The sequence below is a fragment of the Streptomyces sp. NPDC024632 genome, assembly GCF_055559175.1.
The window spans coordinates 696,158-710,292 of the sequence record NZ_JBVHLD010000002.1 but is presented as its reverse complement, the minus strand read 5'-3'; the positions used below and the strand labels follow the sequence as shown (position 1 = coordinate 710,292).

16 protein-coding genes and 1 tRNA gene are annotated in these 14,135 nt (G+C 71.2%); 5 read left to right on the top strand and 12 right to left on the bottom strand.

Features of this window, described 5'->3' with window-relative positions:
• Window positions 1-259: 259 nt before the first annotated feature.
• The 4 genes from ACZ37P_RS06595 (at window position 260) to ACZ37P_RS06580 (ending at window position 6,010) form a co-directional block, all read left to right on the top strand.
• Window positions 260-3,334: an FG-GAP-like repeat-containing protein gene (locus ACZ37P_RS06595; protein ID WP_467345182.1), complete on the top strand. Its 3,075-nt coding sequence runs from the start codon at window positions 260-262 to the stop codon at window positions 3,332-3,334.
• A 229-nt stretch (window positions 3,335-3,563) separates the two neighbouring features.
• On the top strand, window positions 3,564-4,973 hold the full coding sequence (locus ACZ37P_RS06590) for an amino acid permease (protein ID WP_355336431.1): 1,410 nt from the start codon (window positions 3,564-3,566) through the stop codon (window positions 4,971-4,973).
• Window positions 4,974-5,075: 102 nt separating this feature from the next.
• A tRNA-Lys gene (locus ACZ37P_RS06585) sits at window positions 5,076-5,148 on the top strand.
• A 529-nt stretch (window positions 5,149-5,677) separates the two neighbouring features.
• A complete protein-coding gene (locus ACZ37P_RS06580) occupies window positions 5,678-6,010 on the top strand; it encodes a hypothetical protein (RefSeq protein WP_467345180.1) in 333 nt (110 codons plus the stop codon).
• A gap of 69 nt (window positions 6,011-6,079) precedes the next feature.
• On the opposite strand, the gene ACZ37P_RS06575 is transcribed toward ACZ37P_RS06580, so the two are convergent.
• The 3 genes from ACZ37P_RS06575 to ACZ37P_RS06565 form a co-directional block, all read right to left on the bottom strand.
• Complete coding sequence (locus ACZ37P_RS06575; protein WP_401850792.1) at window positions 6,080-6,220, bottom strand: hypothetical protein; 141 nt, start codon at window positions 6,218-6,220, stop codon at window positions 6,080-6,082.
• 377 nt (window positions 6,221-6,597) lie between these two features.
• Window positions 6,598-6,789, bottom strand: coding sequence for a hypothetical protein (locus tag ACZ37P_RS06570; RefSeq protein ID WP_467345178.1), 192 nt, complete (start codon window positions 6,787-6,789; stop codon window positions 6,598-6,600).
• On the bottom strand, window positions 6,786-7,127 hold the full coding sequence (locus tag ACZ37P_RS06565; protein ID WP_467345177.1) for a hypothetical protein: 342 nt from the start codon (window positions 7,125-7,127) through the stop codon (window positions 6,786-6,788). Before ACZ37P_RS06565 ends, ACZ37P_RS06570 begins: the two co-directional genes overlap by 4 nt.
• A 142-nt stretch (window positions 7,128-7,269) precedes the next feature.
• Between ACZ37P_RS06565 and ACZ37P_RS06560 the strand changes: the two genes are divergently transcribed.
• Entirely contained in the window at window positions 7,270-8,031 is a 762-nt protein-coding gene (locus ACZ37P_RS06560; RefSeq protein ID WP_401850784.1) for a GntR family transcriptional regulator, read from the top strand.
• A gap of 179 nt (window positions 8,032-8,210) precedes the next feature.
• Here the strand turns inward: ACZ37P_RS06560 and ACZ37P_RS06555 are convergent, their stop codons facing one another.
• The 9 genes from ACZ37P_RS06555 to ACZ37P_RS06515 are packed head-to-tail and all read right to left on the bottom strand — an operon-like array spanning window position 8,211 to window position 14,128.
• Complete coding sequence (locus tag ACZ37P_RS06555) at window positions 8,211-8,540, bottom strand: hypothetical protein (protein ID WP_401715277.1); 330 nt, start codon at window positions 8,538-8,540, stop codon at window positions 8,211-8,213.
• Window positions 8,533-8,964: a hypothetical protein gene (locus ACZ37P_RS06550; RefSeq protein ID WP_401715279.1), complete on the bottom strand. Its 432-nt coding sequence runs from the start codon at window positions 8,962-8,964 to the stop codon at window positions 8,533-8,535. The genes ACZ37P_RS06555 and ACZ37P_RS06550 overlap by 8 nt, the downstream gene beginning before the upstream one ends.
• Window positions 8,964-9,221 (bottom strand): hypothetical protein, encoded by a 258-nt coding sequence (locus ACZ37P_RS06545; protein ID WP_401715281.1) that lies wholly within the window; start codon window positions 9,219-9,221, stop codon window positions 8,964-8,966. Before ACZ37P_RS06545 ends, ACZ37P_RS06550 begins: the two co-directional genes overlap by 1 nt.
• Entirely contained in the window at window positions 9,221-10,153 is a 933-nt protein-coding gene (locus ACZ37P_RS06540; RefSeq protein WP_467345174.1) for an N-acetylmuramoyl-L-alanine amidase, read from the bottom strand. The genes ACZ37P_RS06545 and ACZ37P_RS06540 overlap by 1 nt, the downstream gene beginning before the upstream one ends.
• 59 nt (window positions 10,154-10,212) lie before the next feature.
• On the bottom strand, window positions 10,213-10,359 hold the full coding sequence (locus ACZ37P_RS06535; protein WP_467345172.1) for a hypothetical protein: 147 nt from the start codon (window positions 10,357-10,359) through the stop codon (window positions 10,213-10,215).
• A 6-nt stretch (window positions 10,360-10,365) separates the two neighbouring features.
• Window positions 10,366-11,145 carry a hypothetical protein gene (locus ACZ37P_RS06530; RefSeq protein ID WP_467345170.1) on the bottom strand — a complete coding sequence of 260 codons (780 nt, stop codon included), beginning with the start codon at window positions 11,143-11,145 and terminating at the stop codon, window positions 10,366-10,368.
• Window positions 11,146-12,279 carry a hypothetical protein gene (locus ACZ37P_RS06525; protein ID WP_467345169.1) on the bottom strand — a complete coding sequence of 378 codons (1,134 nt, stop codon included), beginning with the start codon at window positions 12,277-12,279 and terminating at the stop codon, window positions 11,146-11,148. It abuts the gene before it with no gap.
• The gene (locus ACZ37P_RS06520) at window positions 12,269-13,258 is read right to left on the bottom strand and encodes a hypothetical protein (protein ID WP_467345168.1); all 990 of its coding nucleotides are present in this window, start codon (window positions 13,256-13,258) and stop codon (window positions 12,269-12,271) included. Before ACZ37P_RS06520 ends, ACZ37P_RS06525 begins: the two co-directional genes overlap by 11 nt.
• A gap of 12 nt (window positions 13,259-13,270) precedes the next feature.
• Window positions 13,271-14,128, bottom strand: coding sequence for a phage tail family protein (locus tag ACZ37P_RS06515; RefSeq protein WP_467345166.1), 858 nt, complete (start codon window positions 14,126-14,128; stop codon window positions 13,271-13,273).
• Between the last annotated feature and the right edge of the window lie 7 nt (window positions 14,129-14,135).

Here is a 14,135-nt window from a genome sequence, read left to right as displayed (position 1 = left end):
ACAACCAACCCCCCCACCCGCGGGCTTCCTTTCCCCCCCCTTCCCCCCCCCCCCCCCCCCCCCCACCCCCCCCCCCCCCCCCTTCTCCCCCCCCCCCCCCCCCCGGGCCTGTTTGCGCAGGTAGGGCGAGTGTTAGAGTGCGGTCACTTGCATGGGGGGTACAGCCGGGGGGCTGGGGGGCTTCACCGCAGTGCGCTGACGCGGCCGGACAGGCCGGGGTCCCGCCATGCCGTGTTCTTGATGACCTCAGGAGGAACGGGTGGCACAACGCCCCCGCGCGCACGGTGCTCTCGCCGCGCTCGCCACTTTCGCTCTGGCCGTGTCGTTCGGGGCGGGGACCGGGACGGTGACCACCGCGGCGGCGGCCGACGTACCCGCGGGCGGCGCTCCGACGTCGTTCCAGGCGGCGGTGCCGTGGTCCCCCGACGCCCGGACCGTCTTCGCGGGCGCGTCGGGCGTGCTGCGCAAGTCCCAGGACGGTGAGCACGAGTTCTGGACGCGCTACGCGGACGGCTCGTCCACCGAGGTGCCGCCGGTGGCCAACGACTGGGTCACCGCGAGCCGCGTGTCCATGGGCAGCGACATCCTGACCACACTGAACACGGCGAACGGCGGCAAGCGCCTGCTGCTGCGGGACATGGCCGACGGCGGCACATCGGAGATCGCCATCCCGGCCGGGCAGAATTTCCGGGCGATGGCGGGCAGCGCCGCACTCACCGATTCGGGCGACCGTACGGCGGGGACCTGGCGACTGCACATCCTGCGCGCGGGCGAGCGAGCGGGGGACGCCACGACCGACACCGCGGTGGCCCTGCCGGACGATGTCAACGTCTTCAGCGTGGACGGCGGCGACGACCGGGGCGCGGTGCTCACCTACCGCATGCCGTCGGGCGCGCTCCACATCGGCTACGTCGATCTGGCCGCCGCCGCCTTCCACGCCCTCGGCGACGCTCAGACCGGCACCGCCCACCCCATGCTCCTGCTCACGCCCAACAGGCTTGCCTGGTACTACGGTTCCACCATCCGGTCCGTCGGCCGGGACGACCTCGGCGGCCCGCGGACGACCGCCACGCTTCCCGCCCAGGCGCAGTCGACGCGGCGGTCCGTGAGCCTGGTCGGCGACTCCGCCCTGGTCTCCGACGCCCCGACCGCGACCGCGACGCCGACCGACACCCTCACGCCGTGGGGCGTTCCGGTCGTGGCCGTACCGCTTGCAGGCGGCGCGCCGGTGACCGTACTGCCGCGCTCCACCGGCCGCCTGCTCGCCACCGGCGACGGGCGCGCGCTCGTCGAGGGCGGCGCGGACGCCGCCGACTGGGCGGTACGGGTGCTCGCGGCGGACGGTGGGCCGATCGGCACGGGCGTTCCCGTCCTGCCCATGAGCCCCGCCGCGGTACGGGTCGACGGCATGACGATGGACCGCGGTGTGGTGCGGTACGCCACGGCCGCCGCCCGCTACGACGGCTCGCTCGGCCGGAATCTCTACAGCCAGGAACTCGGCCTCGCCGATGGCCTGCCCACCGGCCCGGCGGTCCCGAAGGGCGCCGTCGCCGCAACCGCCGTCCCCTGCGAGCCCGGCTCGTCCTGCGTCCGGCTCTTCGGCGGCAGTCAGCAACTCAGCTATCTCTCCACCGGTCCCGTCACGGACGGCGGCTACGACAAGATCGGCCCGCGTACGACCCCCGGCAAGGGCGGCCGACTGGTCGACGCCTGGGGCCCTTACGTCGCGTACGCCAGCGGCACTCCCGCGCGGCTCTACGTCTTCGACAACAACAGCTCGAACCACACACCGGTCGACCAGCCGCTTTCCGCCGCCACTGTGCGCGGCGACATCCTCTGGCGGCCCACTGCCGCCAAGGGCGTGCTGACCGCCGATGTGATCCGCGAGTTCGGACACGGCCCGAAGCGGACCGTCGTGACCAACGCCCCTTGCGTTCCGACGGAGTTGCAGAGCGCCGGACGCTGGCTGTACTGGTCCTGCGGCCCGACCGGCCCGGCGGGTGCGTACGACCTGACCGCCAACAAGAACGTCGCGCTCCCGAGCGGCACCGCGCTGCTGGGCGACGGCTACCTGGTGCGCCACATCGGCGACCACCTGGTGCTGAACGACTTCCACGGCGGTACGGCCGCCGGCCCCGACCGGACGATCGCCGACCTTCCGGCGGCCTCGCTCGCCGACGACCGCGGCTGGCACTGGACGGTCGACCGGTTCGGCGGCGGCGTGGCCTGGGCGGACGACGCGGGCACTTTCCACGTCCTCGGGACCGGGGTGCCCGGCTCTCCGCTGGAGAACGTCGGGGCGGGGGGAGCGTGGTACCCGAGCAGGCCGGTCGGCTCGTGGAAGGTCGACTACATACGGAAGGTGACCGGCGCGCGGGTCGCCACCCGCAGCTTCGGGGCGGTACGGGAGTACTACCTCGCGGCGAACTGGGACGAGCGGACCGACGCCGGCGTCCCCGTGCCCGACGGGCTGTACCGCAGCGAGGTGACCGCGAGGCCCGCCGACGGTCAGGGCCCCGGCCTGGCCTTCGACGGGGGAACGCAGTTCGCCCAGCACGGCGCGCCCGTGCCGCACGACTACACCAAGGACGGCTTCCCCGACCTCTTCCTGACAGGCGTCGCAGCGGACCTCGACACCGTCTTCCGGGGCACGGAGAAGGGCGACTTCACGCCGTACCCGCTGCGCATCGCGGGCTGGGGCAAGGGCTCGCTGCTCGTCCCGACCGGTGACGCCGACGGAGACGGGATCAACGACCTGCTGATCCGTACCACCTCCGGTGAACTGCGCCGCCTCCCGGGCCGGTCGGACGGGACCCTTCCCGACATCTCGGGTCCGTCCGTCCTGATCGGTCCCGGCTGGAACATCTACAACGCGATCGTCTCGCCGGGCGACCTGAACCGGGACGGCTTCCCCGACGCGGTGGCCCGGGACGCCGAGGGCGTGCTGTGGCGGTACGACGGCACGTCACGCGGGACCTTCGCCCCGCGGGTCAGGATCGGTCCCGGCTGGAACATCTTCAACAAGATCGTCGGAGCCAACGACCTCAACGGCGACGGCGTGGCGGACCTTCTCGCCCGGGACACCGCGGGCGTGCTGTGGCGCTACGACGGCTCCGGCCGCGGCACCTTCGCGCCGCGCGTGCGGATCGGCGCCGGCTGGCAGATCTACAAGGACATCATCGGCATCGGCGACCTCTCCCAGGACGGCCGCAACGATGTCCTCGCCGCCGACGCCTCCGGCGTTCTGTACCGCTACGACGGCAGCGGCAAGGGGACGTTCGCGCCGAGGAAGAGCCTCGGGGGGCCGAGGAGCATGGTGAAGGCCCTGTACTAGACGACGTGTGCATGTCATGCCCTGGGTGCGGGAAGCCTGGGGCATGACACCTGAGGACGTCCCTGTCTCCGCCTCTTCCGTACCCCCGGATTCCGCTCCCGTCTCCTCGTCCGTCACCTCTCCCGTCTCCTCGCCCGTTACCTCTCCCGTTTCCTCTCCCGTCTCCTCGTCCGTGTCGGACGAGGAGCGGCTCGCGCAGCTCGGCTACACGCAGAATCTGGCGCGCCGGATGTCGGCGTTCTCGAACTACGCGGTCTCGTTCACGATCATCTCGGTGCTGTCCGGCTGTCTGACGCTGTACCTGTTCGGGATGAACACCGGCGGTCCGGCCCTGATCACCTGGGGCTGGGTCGGGGTCGGCCTGATGACGCTGGTCGTCGGGCTGGCGATGGCCGAGATCTGTTCGGCGTACCCGACGTCCGCGGGCCTGTACTTCTGGGCGCACCGGCTGGCCCCGGAGCGCAGCGCCGCCGCGTGGGCGTGGTTCACCGGCTGGTTCAACGTCCTCGGCCAGGTCGCCGTCACCGCGGGCATCGACTTCGGCGCGGCGTCGTTCCTGGGCGCGTATCTGAACCTCCAGTTCGACTTCCGCGTCAGCCCCGGCCGGACGATCCTGCTCTACGCCGCGATCCTGCTCCTGCACGGCCTGCTCAACACCTTCGGCGTACGGATCGTCGCCGTCCTGAACAACGTCAGCGTCTGGTGGCACGTGCTCGGCGTCGGCCTGATCGTCGGCGCGCTCGCCTTCGTGCCCGACCACCACCGCTCGGCGAGCTTCGTGTTCACGCACTACGTGAACAACACCGGCTTCGGCAGCGGCATTTACGTGGTGCTGATCGGCCTGCTGATGGCGCAGTACACCTTCACCGGGTACGACGCCTCCGCGCACATGACCGAGGAGACGCACGACGCCGCCACCGCCGGTCCACGCGGCATCGTCCGTTCCATCTGGACGTCCTGGATCGCGGGCTTCGTTCTGCTGCTCGGCTTCACCTTCGCGATCCAGTCGTACGACGCCGAGTTGGGCTCACCGACCGGCGCGCCGCCCGCGCAGATCCTGCTCGACGCGCTCGGCGCGACCAGCGGCAAACTCCTGCTGCTCGTCGTCATCGGCGCCCAGCTCTTCTGCGGCATGGCGTCCGTGACCGCCAACAGCCGTATGATCTACGCCTTTTCACGCGACGGCGCGCTGCCCTACTCGCGCGTCTGGCGCACCGTCAGCCCGCGCACCCGTACCCCCGTCGCCGCCGTCTGGCTCGCCGCGGCCGGCGCGCTCTGCCTCGGCCTGCCGTACCTCATCAACGCCACCGCCTACGCCGCCGTCACCTCGATCGCCGTCATCGGCCTCTACATCGCCTACGTCATCCCCACCCTGCTCCGCCTCCGCAAAGGCCCCGCCTTCGAGCCCGGCCCCTGGCACCTCGGCCGCTGGTCCCGCCCCATCGGCGTCGTCGCCGTCGCCTGGGTCGCCCTCATCACCGTCCTCTTCATGCTCCCCCAGCTCTCTCCCATCACCTGGAAGACCTTCAACTACGCCCCCATCGCCGTCCTCGTCGTCCTCGGCTTCGCCACCACCTGGTGGCTCGTCTCCGCCCGCCACTGGTTCCTCCGCCGCCCCACGGACACCCCCCAGCCCTAGGGCCTGTCCGGCGCCAGGCGCCGCCTGGACCGCCCATGATCCGCCGGACAGGCCCTAACCGGTTCGGCCTCCCCCGCAGGTCCCAGCTATGCTGCGGGGAGCGGGCCCTTAGCTCAATTGGCAGAGCAGTGGACTTTTAATCCATTGGTTGTGGGTTCAAGTCCCACAGGGCCTACCGTAGATGGCCCTGGTCAGCGAGGTAGCTGGCCAGGGCTGTTGGTATTTTGGGGGGGCTTTGAGGGCGGCGCTCGCACGGCGCTCGCACGAGAATCAGGCTCTCGCCCGGTCGCTGTCGCTGCGTCGAGGTCTCATCGAGCCTCAGCGTGTCCACCGTGCTATCGCCCGCTTGGGTGAATCTGAGTGCTTCACGGTGGACAAACGATCACACAGGGCGTTCAATCAGTGTCACGCCGAACACAATTCGATTCTGTGTTCGAGTTCCGGGGGTGTTTGATGCCGACACGCGACGAGTTACCCGAGCGCTGAGCGGCGCGCCCGCCGCTTCTGTCCGCTGTGCTGCGCCAGCTGCTAGCGGAACGATCGCACGGCGCGGCCCCTGACCCGCGCGGCTGCCGTCCCCCACGGGCGGCCCGCTCAGGCCCCAACGCCACGCACACAGGCCGCTCGACGGTGCTGGTGGCGTGCAACCCCCCCCACCTCCGCAGCGACGGCATAGCCGTTTCCGGCAAGACACTGGAGGACCTTTGCAAACCCGAATTCTCGAAGGACTGGCCCTCGGCCTGTTCGGCGCCGGCTTGGCGGTCGGCGTCGCTGGCTTCCATCCGTCGGTGAACAGCCCCACGGTCACCCGAATCGGTGTGGTGGTCGCCCTGACCTCCCTGCCGCCGTGGATCGTTGTGGCGACACGGCGAGCGGGGCAGCTCAGCCAGGACCAGGTCGCCGACGCCCACCTCGCGGGCTACCAGCAGGCCATGGAGCACATGGAGATGGCCGCCGACACCGGTCCCCAGGCGTCCCCGTCAAGCCGCGTGCCGCGCCCTGTGCGGGGTCAGCACGCAGAGGAGCACGGCCGCTAAGGACCGTGCTCCCCTCGGGTCGTCGGCGATGCTCTTGCCGGAGCGCCGATAACCCAGCTCAAACGGTGGTCAGTTCGGGTGCCCGTTGCGGCAATAGACCACCTCGGCCACCATCTCCATGCCGGTCTCGTCATCGACCTGAGCGGTCCACGCGATCAGAGCACCGCAGGTAGCGCACGAACCGTGCCGGATTTCGGGGTGGGTCGACATTGATGTGCTCCGAAGTGAAGTAGGGAACGCTGGCGGCGGTCTGGTCAGCTAGACCGGGGGTTCTCGCCGATGACCGGGCACGGGAGACTGCGCGTGGAGATGTACAACGCCCACAACTCCTTGCCACGCGGGCAGTTGGTGAGGCGCAGATGACACCACCCGCACTCCTCGACATGTGCGAAGTACGCCTCCAGCAGGTCACCCACGGTCAGTCCTTCGGGCGGCCAGCACGGGGGGCTCACCAACCGGCGTGATCCTGAATCTGTGTGCGCACGCCAAGCACGCGCGCGCTGTCCGGCCGCCGCTGCTCACCGTGGCGACCGAGACCAGAACGGTCGTCTCTTCCGGCACGTCCTCGCCGCACCACTCGCAGCTCGTCATGACGCGGGTTCGGCGGGCTTGTGGCAGGCGCAGCCGCACGGAACCTGCGGCAAGACCGGCGCGCAGCCGTCGGGGGTGCCGGGCAGGTACAGGGCCCCATTACCGCGGCACCGCTTGTGGACCTCGGGCCAGTCCAGTTCCAGGGCGGCGACGCAGTCGACGGAGATCGGGACGGTCGTTGTGCTCATGGTTTCTCCCAGGGGAGTTCGGCCCACAGGCCGCAGTCGTCGGGCGCGGTGCCGTGATGCTCAGCGAGGCCGCGGATGATCGACCGGCCTGGTCCGTGGAGGCTGTGGAGCGGCAGGGGTCGGTCGCCGGAGGCGGTGATCCGCGCCCGTGCTCCGGCCGTCGACAACGTCATCAAGACCTTTCCGGGGCGCGTGGCCAGGACCGCGATGAACAACTCACCGGCGATCTGGTGAGCGTCGGGGTGCGATGTGCGGGCGCTAATCCACCTCCGCGCGACGCGAGCCTGCGCCGCTTCGGCGAGGAAGGCGCGCTGCCAGCTCTGGCCTGTTTCAGGCATGGATTTATCCCAACGTCGCTAGCGTTCTGAGTACGGAAAGCTGCGTTCTGTACTCAGAATCACGCGCGAGTTGGCATAGGTCAAGGCGAGCCAGCAATATGTGTGTACAGAAAAGAAACGATCACCCCGGAGGGTGGTGCACGTGACCGCCGAGCGACCCGAGTACCTCCGTATCGCGGCCGAGATCCGCGAGCAGATCAGCGGCGGCACCTACGGGCCCGGCGACAAGCTCCCCACCCTGCCCGAACTCGGCGACGTCTACGGCGTGTCGGAGACGACGATCCGCAACGCGCTCGCGGTCCTGCGCTCCGAGGGCCTGATCGAGACGCGCACCCGCGCGGGCACGACTGTCCGCAACCGGCCGCCCGTGCACCGCCTCGCTGCCGACCGCTACCGCACCACCCCTGAGAAGCCGTCGACCGCCTTCACCCGAGACCAGGGCATCGGCTGGTCGGAGTACCGGCTCGACAAGCGGTTCGAGAAGGTCCGCGCCGGCGCCAACTTGGCCTCGCTCTTCGAGTGCGAGGTCGGCGAGCCGCTGCTCGCCCGGCACTTCGTGTTCTACGACAACGACGCCCCGACGCAGATGTCCACCAGCTACGTCCGCTGGTCCGACGTCGCGGGCACACCCGTCTCCGACCCGATCAACGAGCCGTGGCCCGGCGGCACCCGCGCCCAGCTCGCCACGCTCGGCATCCGCGTCACCCGCATTCTGGAGTCCTTCACCACCGGCATGCCCACGGAAGAAGAGGCCACAACCCTCCAGCTCGGCGCGGCCGTGCCGGTCCTCCGCTTCACCAGGCGCCACGTCGCCGACGACGGCCGGATCGTCGAGGTTGCCCACCCGATCGTGCGCCGCGGCGACGCCACCGTGGTCGAGTTCGCCATCGACCTGGGCGACTGAGGCCCCTGCTGCTCAACCAGCAGGGGCCTCAGTCGCGCAGTCAGCGAAGGATGGGATCTCAACAGCCTACGGGCGGGGTACGACAACACGGGGAGTTCTCGTCACAGTGACACCGACCTCGAGGTCTGCGCACGAAAAAGGGCCCCCGCCCTCCCGAAGGAGAGCGGGGGCGCAGTCAGTCAGTCGAGTTCGTCCCACGGAGACAGGTCCAGTCCCGCTGGCGGCGGCGGAGGTTCCCCGCCCAGTCTCCGGATCGCCTCCCGCAAGTCCCGTACGTACGAGGCGATCAGGCGCTGTGAGCGCTGCATCCCCCGCATCTCGGTGCGCATCTGCGTGACCTCCTCCTCCCGCCGCTCCCGCTCCCTGTCCTGCCTGTCGTACAGGAGCTGGAAATCATCCCGACGCGCGGTCTCGCGGCCAGCCGCGCGGGACTGGTGCGCGGTGTACGCGGTCCCGAGCAAGGCCAGCAGCGCCACAATCACGGCCGTCCAGCCAGTACCGCTATCCACCCGTCCCCTCCCCTCCCGCCACTGGCGTACGGTCCGGCCAGCCCGCCACGACCATCAGCCGCAGCGCGGCGGACGCCCACGTGGCCGCCCCCGCCCACGCCTGCGGATACTGCCCGCCCAGCCACGCCGCGGCGAACCCCAGCGCCCAGAGCAGCGGGGGGAACTCGGCCATCGTGAAGCCCACCGTGCGCACGGCCGGGCGCGTGCTCACGGAGGCGAGCAGGGCGACAGCCCCGCAGCAGATCCACACCCAGCCCCAGACGCGCAGCGGCGCCAGCTCGGCCAGGACGGCCGCGCCGCGTACCGTCCCCGGCCGCGGATCAGCCGCGACCTGCACGCCGTACAGCACCCACCCGGCCCCGGCGATGGCGAGGTACAGGCCGCGGCGGTCGCGGCGCACCCGCCGGGCCACCGCGGCCCGCATCACACCCCCTTGGCCAGGCTCGCGCTGGACCGGTCGCCGACGAGCAGGGCGATCAGGCCCTTCACGACGGACACTCCGGCTGCGGCGCCCGCCGTCGCGGCGGTGTACCACATGGAGCCGTTCAGCGGCTGGGTGACGACCAGGCCGCCGACGAACCCGCCGAGCGCGGACGACAGGACGCGCTCGGTGAGGTCGCGGGCGAAGGTCTTCGCGTTCTTCTCGATGGTGCCGAGCGGGGGCAGGTTGATGTCGCTCATCAGCTCTCCTTGGTGGTGGTGTCGCCGACGGTGACGTCGACGTGGATGACGGCGTCGGCGATGGCCTTCTGGACGGCGGCCAGGACCTGGGCGGTGTCGACGCCGGGGTGGGCGTCGCTGAGGGCCTTGGCCAGGGCGCTGATCGCGGCGGTCTGCGCGGTCTCGGTCGCCACGAGCCGCTGCACGGTCTCGTATGTGCTGACGAGGTACTGCCGCATGTCGACCTTGTCGGTCGACCCCTTGAAGGCCCAGTTCGTGCGTGCGTCGGTGGCGCTGAAGGTCATCTCGTTGTCCTCCGGGGTGGTGGGATTCCAGCTCGCCGGGTGGGCGAGCCGGGTGGCGACAGCGGCCCGGAAGCCGGGCATGTCGAAGGTCGGGTCGGGCTTCCAGTCGCTCCATTCCTTGTGGCCGATCACGGACTTCGCGGACCAGCCGTGGGCGCGGCAGATCGCGGTCGCCCACCGGATGGCCTGGTCGTACTGGACGTCCGGCCACGGGTCCGCGCCGGTCCCGAGGTTGGAGCACTCCAGGCCGTAGAAGCGGGCGTTGCCGTCGACCGCGCCCGCGCTGCCTTCGTGCTGGTACGGGGCAGGGGGCCGGTCGCCGTACGACTCGTCGATGACGGCCTGGAGTACGTTCCCGTCGCCGCCTCCGGCGTGATTCGCGCGCCCCGCCGAGGTCAGGGTGAGCGTGCCGCCCTTGGCGAGGTAGGCGTGCCCGCACGGGCCCGGCAGATCCGCCCGTCCCGCCCAGACGATCTCCCCGTCCGACGGCGCGGTGCCGCCCGTGTGGTGGATGATCAAGCCGTGCACCGGGCCCCACGCCCCGTGCCCGGCCCGGTCATGCGTGCGCCAGCCCGGATGCTCCACCACGCGCACGCCCTCCGCGCGCAGAGCGGCCAGCATCTGATCAGCGGTCAGTGGTACGGCCATTCGCCCTCCCAGGGCATGACGGAGCCCCCGCCGGTCGGCGAGGGCTCAAGGGGTGGTGGTCAGGTGCCGGGGTCCTCCGGCGGGGCGCCCGGGTCCGGCGCGGGCGGTGCGGGCGGGGATTCCGGCGGCGGGTCGTGCGGGTCGGACGGCGGGACCGGCATCAGCGGCCCGTCCGGCCAGATCAGATCAGGCGGCGGCGTGCTCATTCGTCCTCAGCTCTGCATCGTGTACGCGCTGTAGAAACCGCACCGGAGCGCCCCGGTGCCGGCCGTGCGGCGCCCGGCGACGCTGATGGGCACCTGCTGCATGTGGTCGTAGGCGCCGAGGTCGACCGGCCCGAAGGTGTAGAAGTTCGCGGCCGTCGTGACGTTCTGGGCGGCGCCGGCGGCGGTCCCGCCGAGGGTGAGCTGCACCTGCCCGGTGGTGCCGGAGGAGTCGGTCGCGGCGACCACGACGACCACGAGCCTGGGCTGCTGTTTGTAGATCTGCGTCACCCAGAAATCGGTGAGGGTGCCCGAGGTGGTGCGCGGCCAGTAGTCCCACCCGGCGCCGATCGCGGGGCCCATGTGGACCGGCAGGTACGGGCGGCCCAGGCCGACGCCCGTGGTCGCGTCGTCGGCGAAGACGATATGCCCGGACGCATCGCGGACCGCCAGGAACTGGCGGTCACCGGACCCTTGGGGGTAGGCGTACACGCTCAGGGCGGTCGTGCCGTCGTCGCGGCGCAGGAAAGCCGCCTGCTGCTGGCTGCCGTCCGGCCGGTTGTAGATCGGGTTGGCCATCGCGCCGATGTCGAGCATCCGCGTGCCGTCGGGGCGGTCCATCGCCAGCCTTCCGCCGTTGACGATCCGAAGTCCGCCCGCACCGATGCTGGCTGACTCCAGGCGTTTCGCGGCGCGCAGTTCGCGGACGTCCCGTTCCAGGGCCTGCACCTTGCGGGCGAGGGTGGCGAGGTCGGGCGGGAGCTGTTCGGCGGGCGTCACGGCGGCCATTCAGTCCTCCTCTACGAGGATCGGGGTGAGAGTGTCCGCGGCGGGGTCCAGTTCCCACGACCAGCAGCGGGCTACCGTGCTCGCACCCTTCGGGTGGTACGGGGACTGCTCGACGACCAGGCGCACGCTGTCGCCCAGGCTGATGTCACGGCCCAGGCGCGGGGAGCGGGAGGCGCTGGCCTTGGCCGTCCAGACCTGGCTGCCGGTTTTCATCGCTGCGAGTGCGGCGGCGGCGTGCGCGTTGAGGACGGCGGGATCGGTGATGCCGGAGGCGGGGGTGTAGCGGTGGACCCACCGCGGCCAGCCTGCGGCGATCTGGTCGGCGGCGGCGTAGACCGCTGAGGTGGCGCGGCTGGCGCCCTCGCCCTCGCCGCGGGCGATCACCACCGTGGCGCCCTTCCCGGCCTCGTAGGACTCGATGATGCTGTAGTCGGCGATCGAGCCGGGGAAGTCGAGCGTCGCCTCGGGCTGGTCGGTGATGGTGCCGATCGTCGGGCGGACGCGGACCGGGAGCACGAACCCGGTGTGCGTGTTGTTCCAGGCGACGTCGACCGTCCATTCGGGTCCGCCTGCCTGCCCCATGACCTCCTGCATGCCCGACAGCACCGTGCGGTCGTCGCTGTCGGCTGCGGTGTAGTCCATCAGGACACCGGTCGGCGGGGCGTCCATCACGAAGCACGGCCCGTCGGTCAGGGCGTTGCTCATCAGGGCCGTCATCACGGCGGCCTGGTCCTGCCGGGTGAGGGAGATGTCCCCGGTGTACCGGCGGTCGAGGTACGCCTCCGGGGTGGCCATGGCGAGCTGGGCGGTGCCGGAGCTGCCGCCGGTCCGGTTCAGGATGAAGCCGGGCCACAGCGGGGTGTCAGTGACGGTGTCGACCGGCACGGCCATGCACAGGCCCGGTGTCGTGGCCTCGGCCCACCCGGCGGGCGCCCCGGCCAGCGGCAGATCCGCCGTGCACGACGTGCTGGTGCCGAGCTTGCGGGACAGCGCCTGGGTTGCCTTCAGCGGCAGTTCCTCGATGATCCCGCCGGTCCGCAGATCACACCCGTACCAGGCGAGGGTGTAGGGCTGCTGATCCGGGCCGGTGCCGGTATCCCCGACGAGGTCGGCCCTGGTCAGGTCAGAGGTCATACGACTGGCCGTCCATGCAGAACCACGACGTCTGGGCCGGGGAGGTCGCCCCGAAAACCGACATGATCCCGGTGGTCTTGGCGATCTCGATGCGCGTCGCTCCGCTGCTCGCGGCGGTGAAGTTGCGGGTCACGGTGACGGTGCGCAGCGCTGTGGTCGGCGCCATCCCGGCAGGCACCGTGCAGAAGTTCACCTGACCGACGACGTCGGTGGTGCACGAAAAGCTCCCTCGCAGTTCAACTCTTGGCGTGCCGTCGACCGTCCGGAGCCGCGCCTGCGCTTTCTGCAACGTTCCCTGCGGGCTGGTGAATCCGCTCGCGGGCGTGAGGTCCGTCCACCCGACGCTGATCACCTTCTGGTAGACGTCCCAGGCGGTGCCGGACCAGACCTTCAGGTCGGTGCCGTCGTGCCACGCCTGCCCCACGTAGGGGCTCGCGGGTGCTGTCACGGCGGGCAGAATGCCGCCCGGTGCGACGGTGTACGGGCGGGCTGTCGTGGACACGGAGGCGGCGCCGCCGCCGACCGGCGGCACGGTGATCGTCGCCAACGGCATCCAGATCTGCGTACCGGCCGGGGCAGGAGCGACACCCGCACCGGGGGTGCCCGCGAGGTACACCGGCTCGCCCCCGTACAGCCCGGAGCTGTCCACCGCGTCGTCGTACACCCGCAGATAGACCAGGTCGATCCTGGCCAGCGTCGCGTGGGCGGCGGTCAGTGACGCGGCCGTCGCGGTGGCGCTGGGCATGCCCGCCAGATACACGCCGCGGGTCGACTGGTAGACCGCGGCCACCCCGGCGGACACGTTGATGGTCGATCCGGCGAGGGTGACGGTCAGGCCGGTGTCACCGGGCCGCACCCCGGACCGGCCGGTCAGCGCGCCGCCTGCGGCCATCGTGTGCATCAGGTGCCCCCGCCGGACCTGGGCCGCGGCGTAGGTGAGCTGGTCGACGTACAGCGGGGAGACAGAGTTGGTGGCCACGGCGGCCCCCTTTCAGATCCAGGCGGACCGCCAGCGGACAGTCAGCCGCGCGGCGGGGTCGTAGGCGGCGGCCGTGAAGCGGAAAGACACCAGCGCCTCCGGCGGAATGACGGGCCAGCCCAGCGGCACCGCAAGGAACCGCCGGCGGCTGACGTTGCCGTTGAGCAGCACGCTCTTGGCCGCGACGTCGATGACCAGGCGGTCTCCGGCGGCGAGGTCCTGGGAGTAGACCATCGGCAGCACAGTGCCGTCGGGCATCTGTGCCAGGACGGACGGCGCGCTCACCGGCCCGTCGACGACGAGCACCGGTTTGGTGCCGAACGTCCCGGCGTTGGCGGCGTCGACCTGCCCGGCGACCGTGACCGCGTTGAAGGCCAGCGGGAAGGCCAGCGGGAAAGTGAGGCCGCCGGTCGTCGAGGCCAGAGGTGTGGTGCCGGACTGGAGGTCGACGGAATAGCGGCGCGGGTCGGCCGCCGTCAGCAGCAAGGAGACGTCGGCGTCGTACGGGCCCTGCCGCTTGATCAGAGGCTTGCCCGACCGGCGGACTGTCACCTGGCGGGGGACCGTCTCCCACACGGTCAGTGTCGTATCGGTCAACGAGGCTGCGGCGAGGAGCCGGTCGCGGGCGTCTTCCAGCGCGGCCGGGCTGGAGGCGCCGATCGAGCCGGTCAGCGTGAGCACCCGCGCGCTCAAGTAGCCCGGTCCCGCCCACGATCCGTGGTCGCCCTCGCGGTCGTCGAGCTGGGCGCGCACGTCGGTGCCGTCCCACCCGTCGACGTCGTCCAGCGTCCACCACGTGCCGTCGTCGTCCACCCGGTTGAAAGAGATCCCGCCGAGGTCGACGCGGACCCCCGCCAGCGCAGTCGCCATGCCGCCC

Coding starts and splice junctions, on each gene's coding strand:
- ACZ37P_RS06530 (WP_467345170.1), bottom strand. CDS start 11,145: ATGGCCGCCGTGACGCCCGCCGAACAGCTCCCGCCCGACCTCGCCACC.
- ACZ37P_RS06550 (WP_401715279.1), bottom strand. CDS start 8,964: ATGCGGGCCGCGGTGGCCCGGCGGGTGCGCCGCGACCGCCGCGGCCTG.
- ACZ37P_RS06535 (WP_467345172.1), bottom strand. CDS start 10,359: ATGAGCACGCCGCCGCCTGATCTGATCTGGCCGGACGGGCCGCTGATG.
- ACZ37P_RS06540 (WP_467345174.1), bottom strand. CDS start 10,153: ATGGCCGTACCACTGACCGCTGATCAGATGCTGGCCGCTCTGCGCGCG.
- ACZ37P_RS06565 (WP_467345177.1), bottom strand. CDS start 7,127: ATGCCTGAAACAGGCCAGAGCTGGCAGCGCGCCTTCCTCGCCGAAGCG.
- ACZ37P_RS06515 (WP_467345166.1), bottom strand. CDS start 14,128: ATGGCGACTGCGCTGGCGGGGGTCCGCGTCGACCTCGGCGGGATCTCT.
- ACZ37P_RS06570 (WP_467345178.1), bottom strand. CDS start 6,789: ATGAGCACAACGACCGTCCCGATCTCCGTCGACTGCGTCGCCGCCCTG.
- ACZ37P_RS06525 (WP_467345169.1), bottom strand. CDS start 12,279: ATGACCTCTGACCTGACCAGGGCCGACCTCGTCGGGGATACCGGCACC.
- ACZ37P_RS06590 (WP_355336431.1), top strand. CDS start 3,564: ATGTCGGCGTTCTCGAACTACGCGGTCTCGTTCACGATCATCTCGGTG.
- ACZ37P_RS06545 (WP_401715281.1), bottom strand. CDS start 9,221: ATGAGCGACATCAACCTGCCCCCGCTCGGCACCATCGAGAAGAACGCG.
- ACZ37P_RS06575 (WP_401850792.1), bottom strand. CDS start 6,220: ATGTCGACCCACCCCGAAATCCGGCACGGTTCGTGCGCTACCTGCGGT.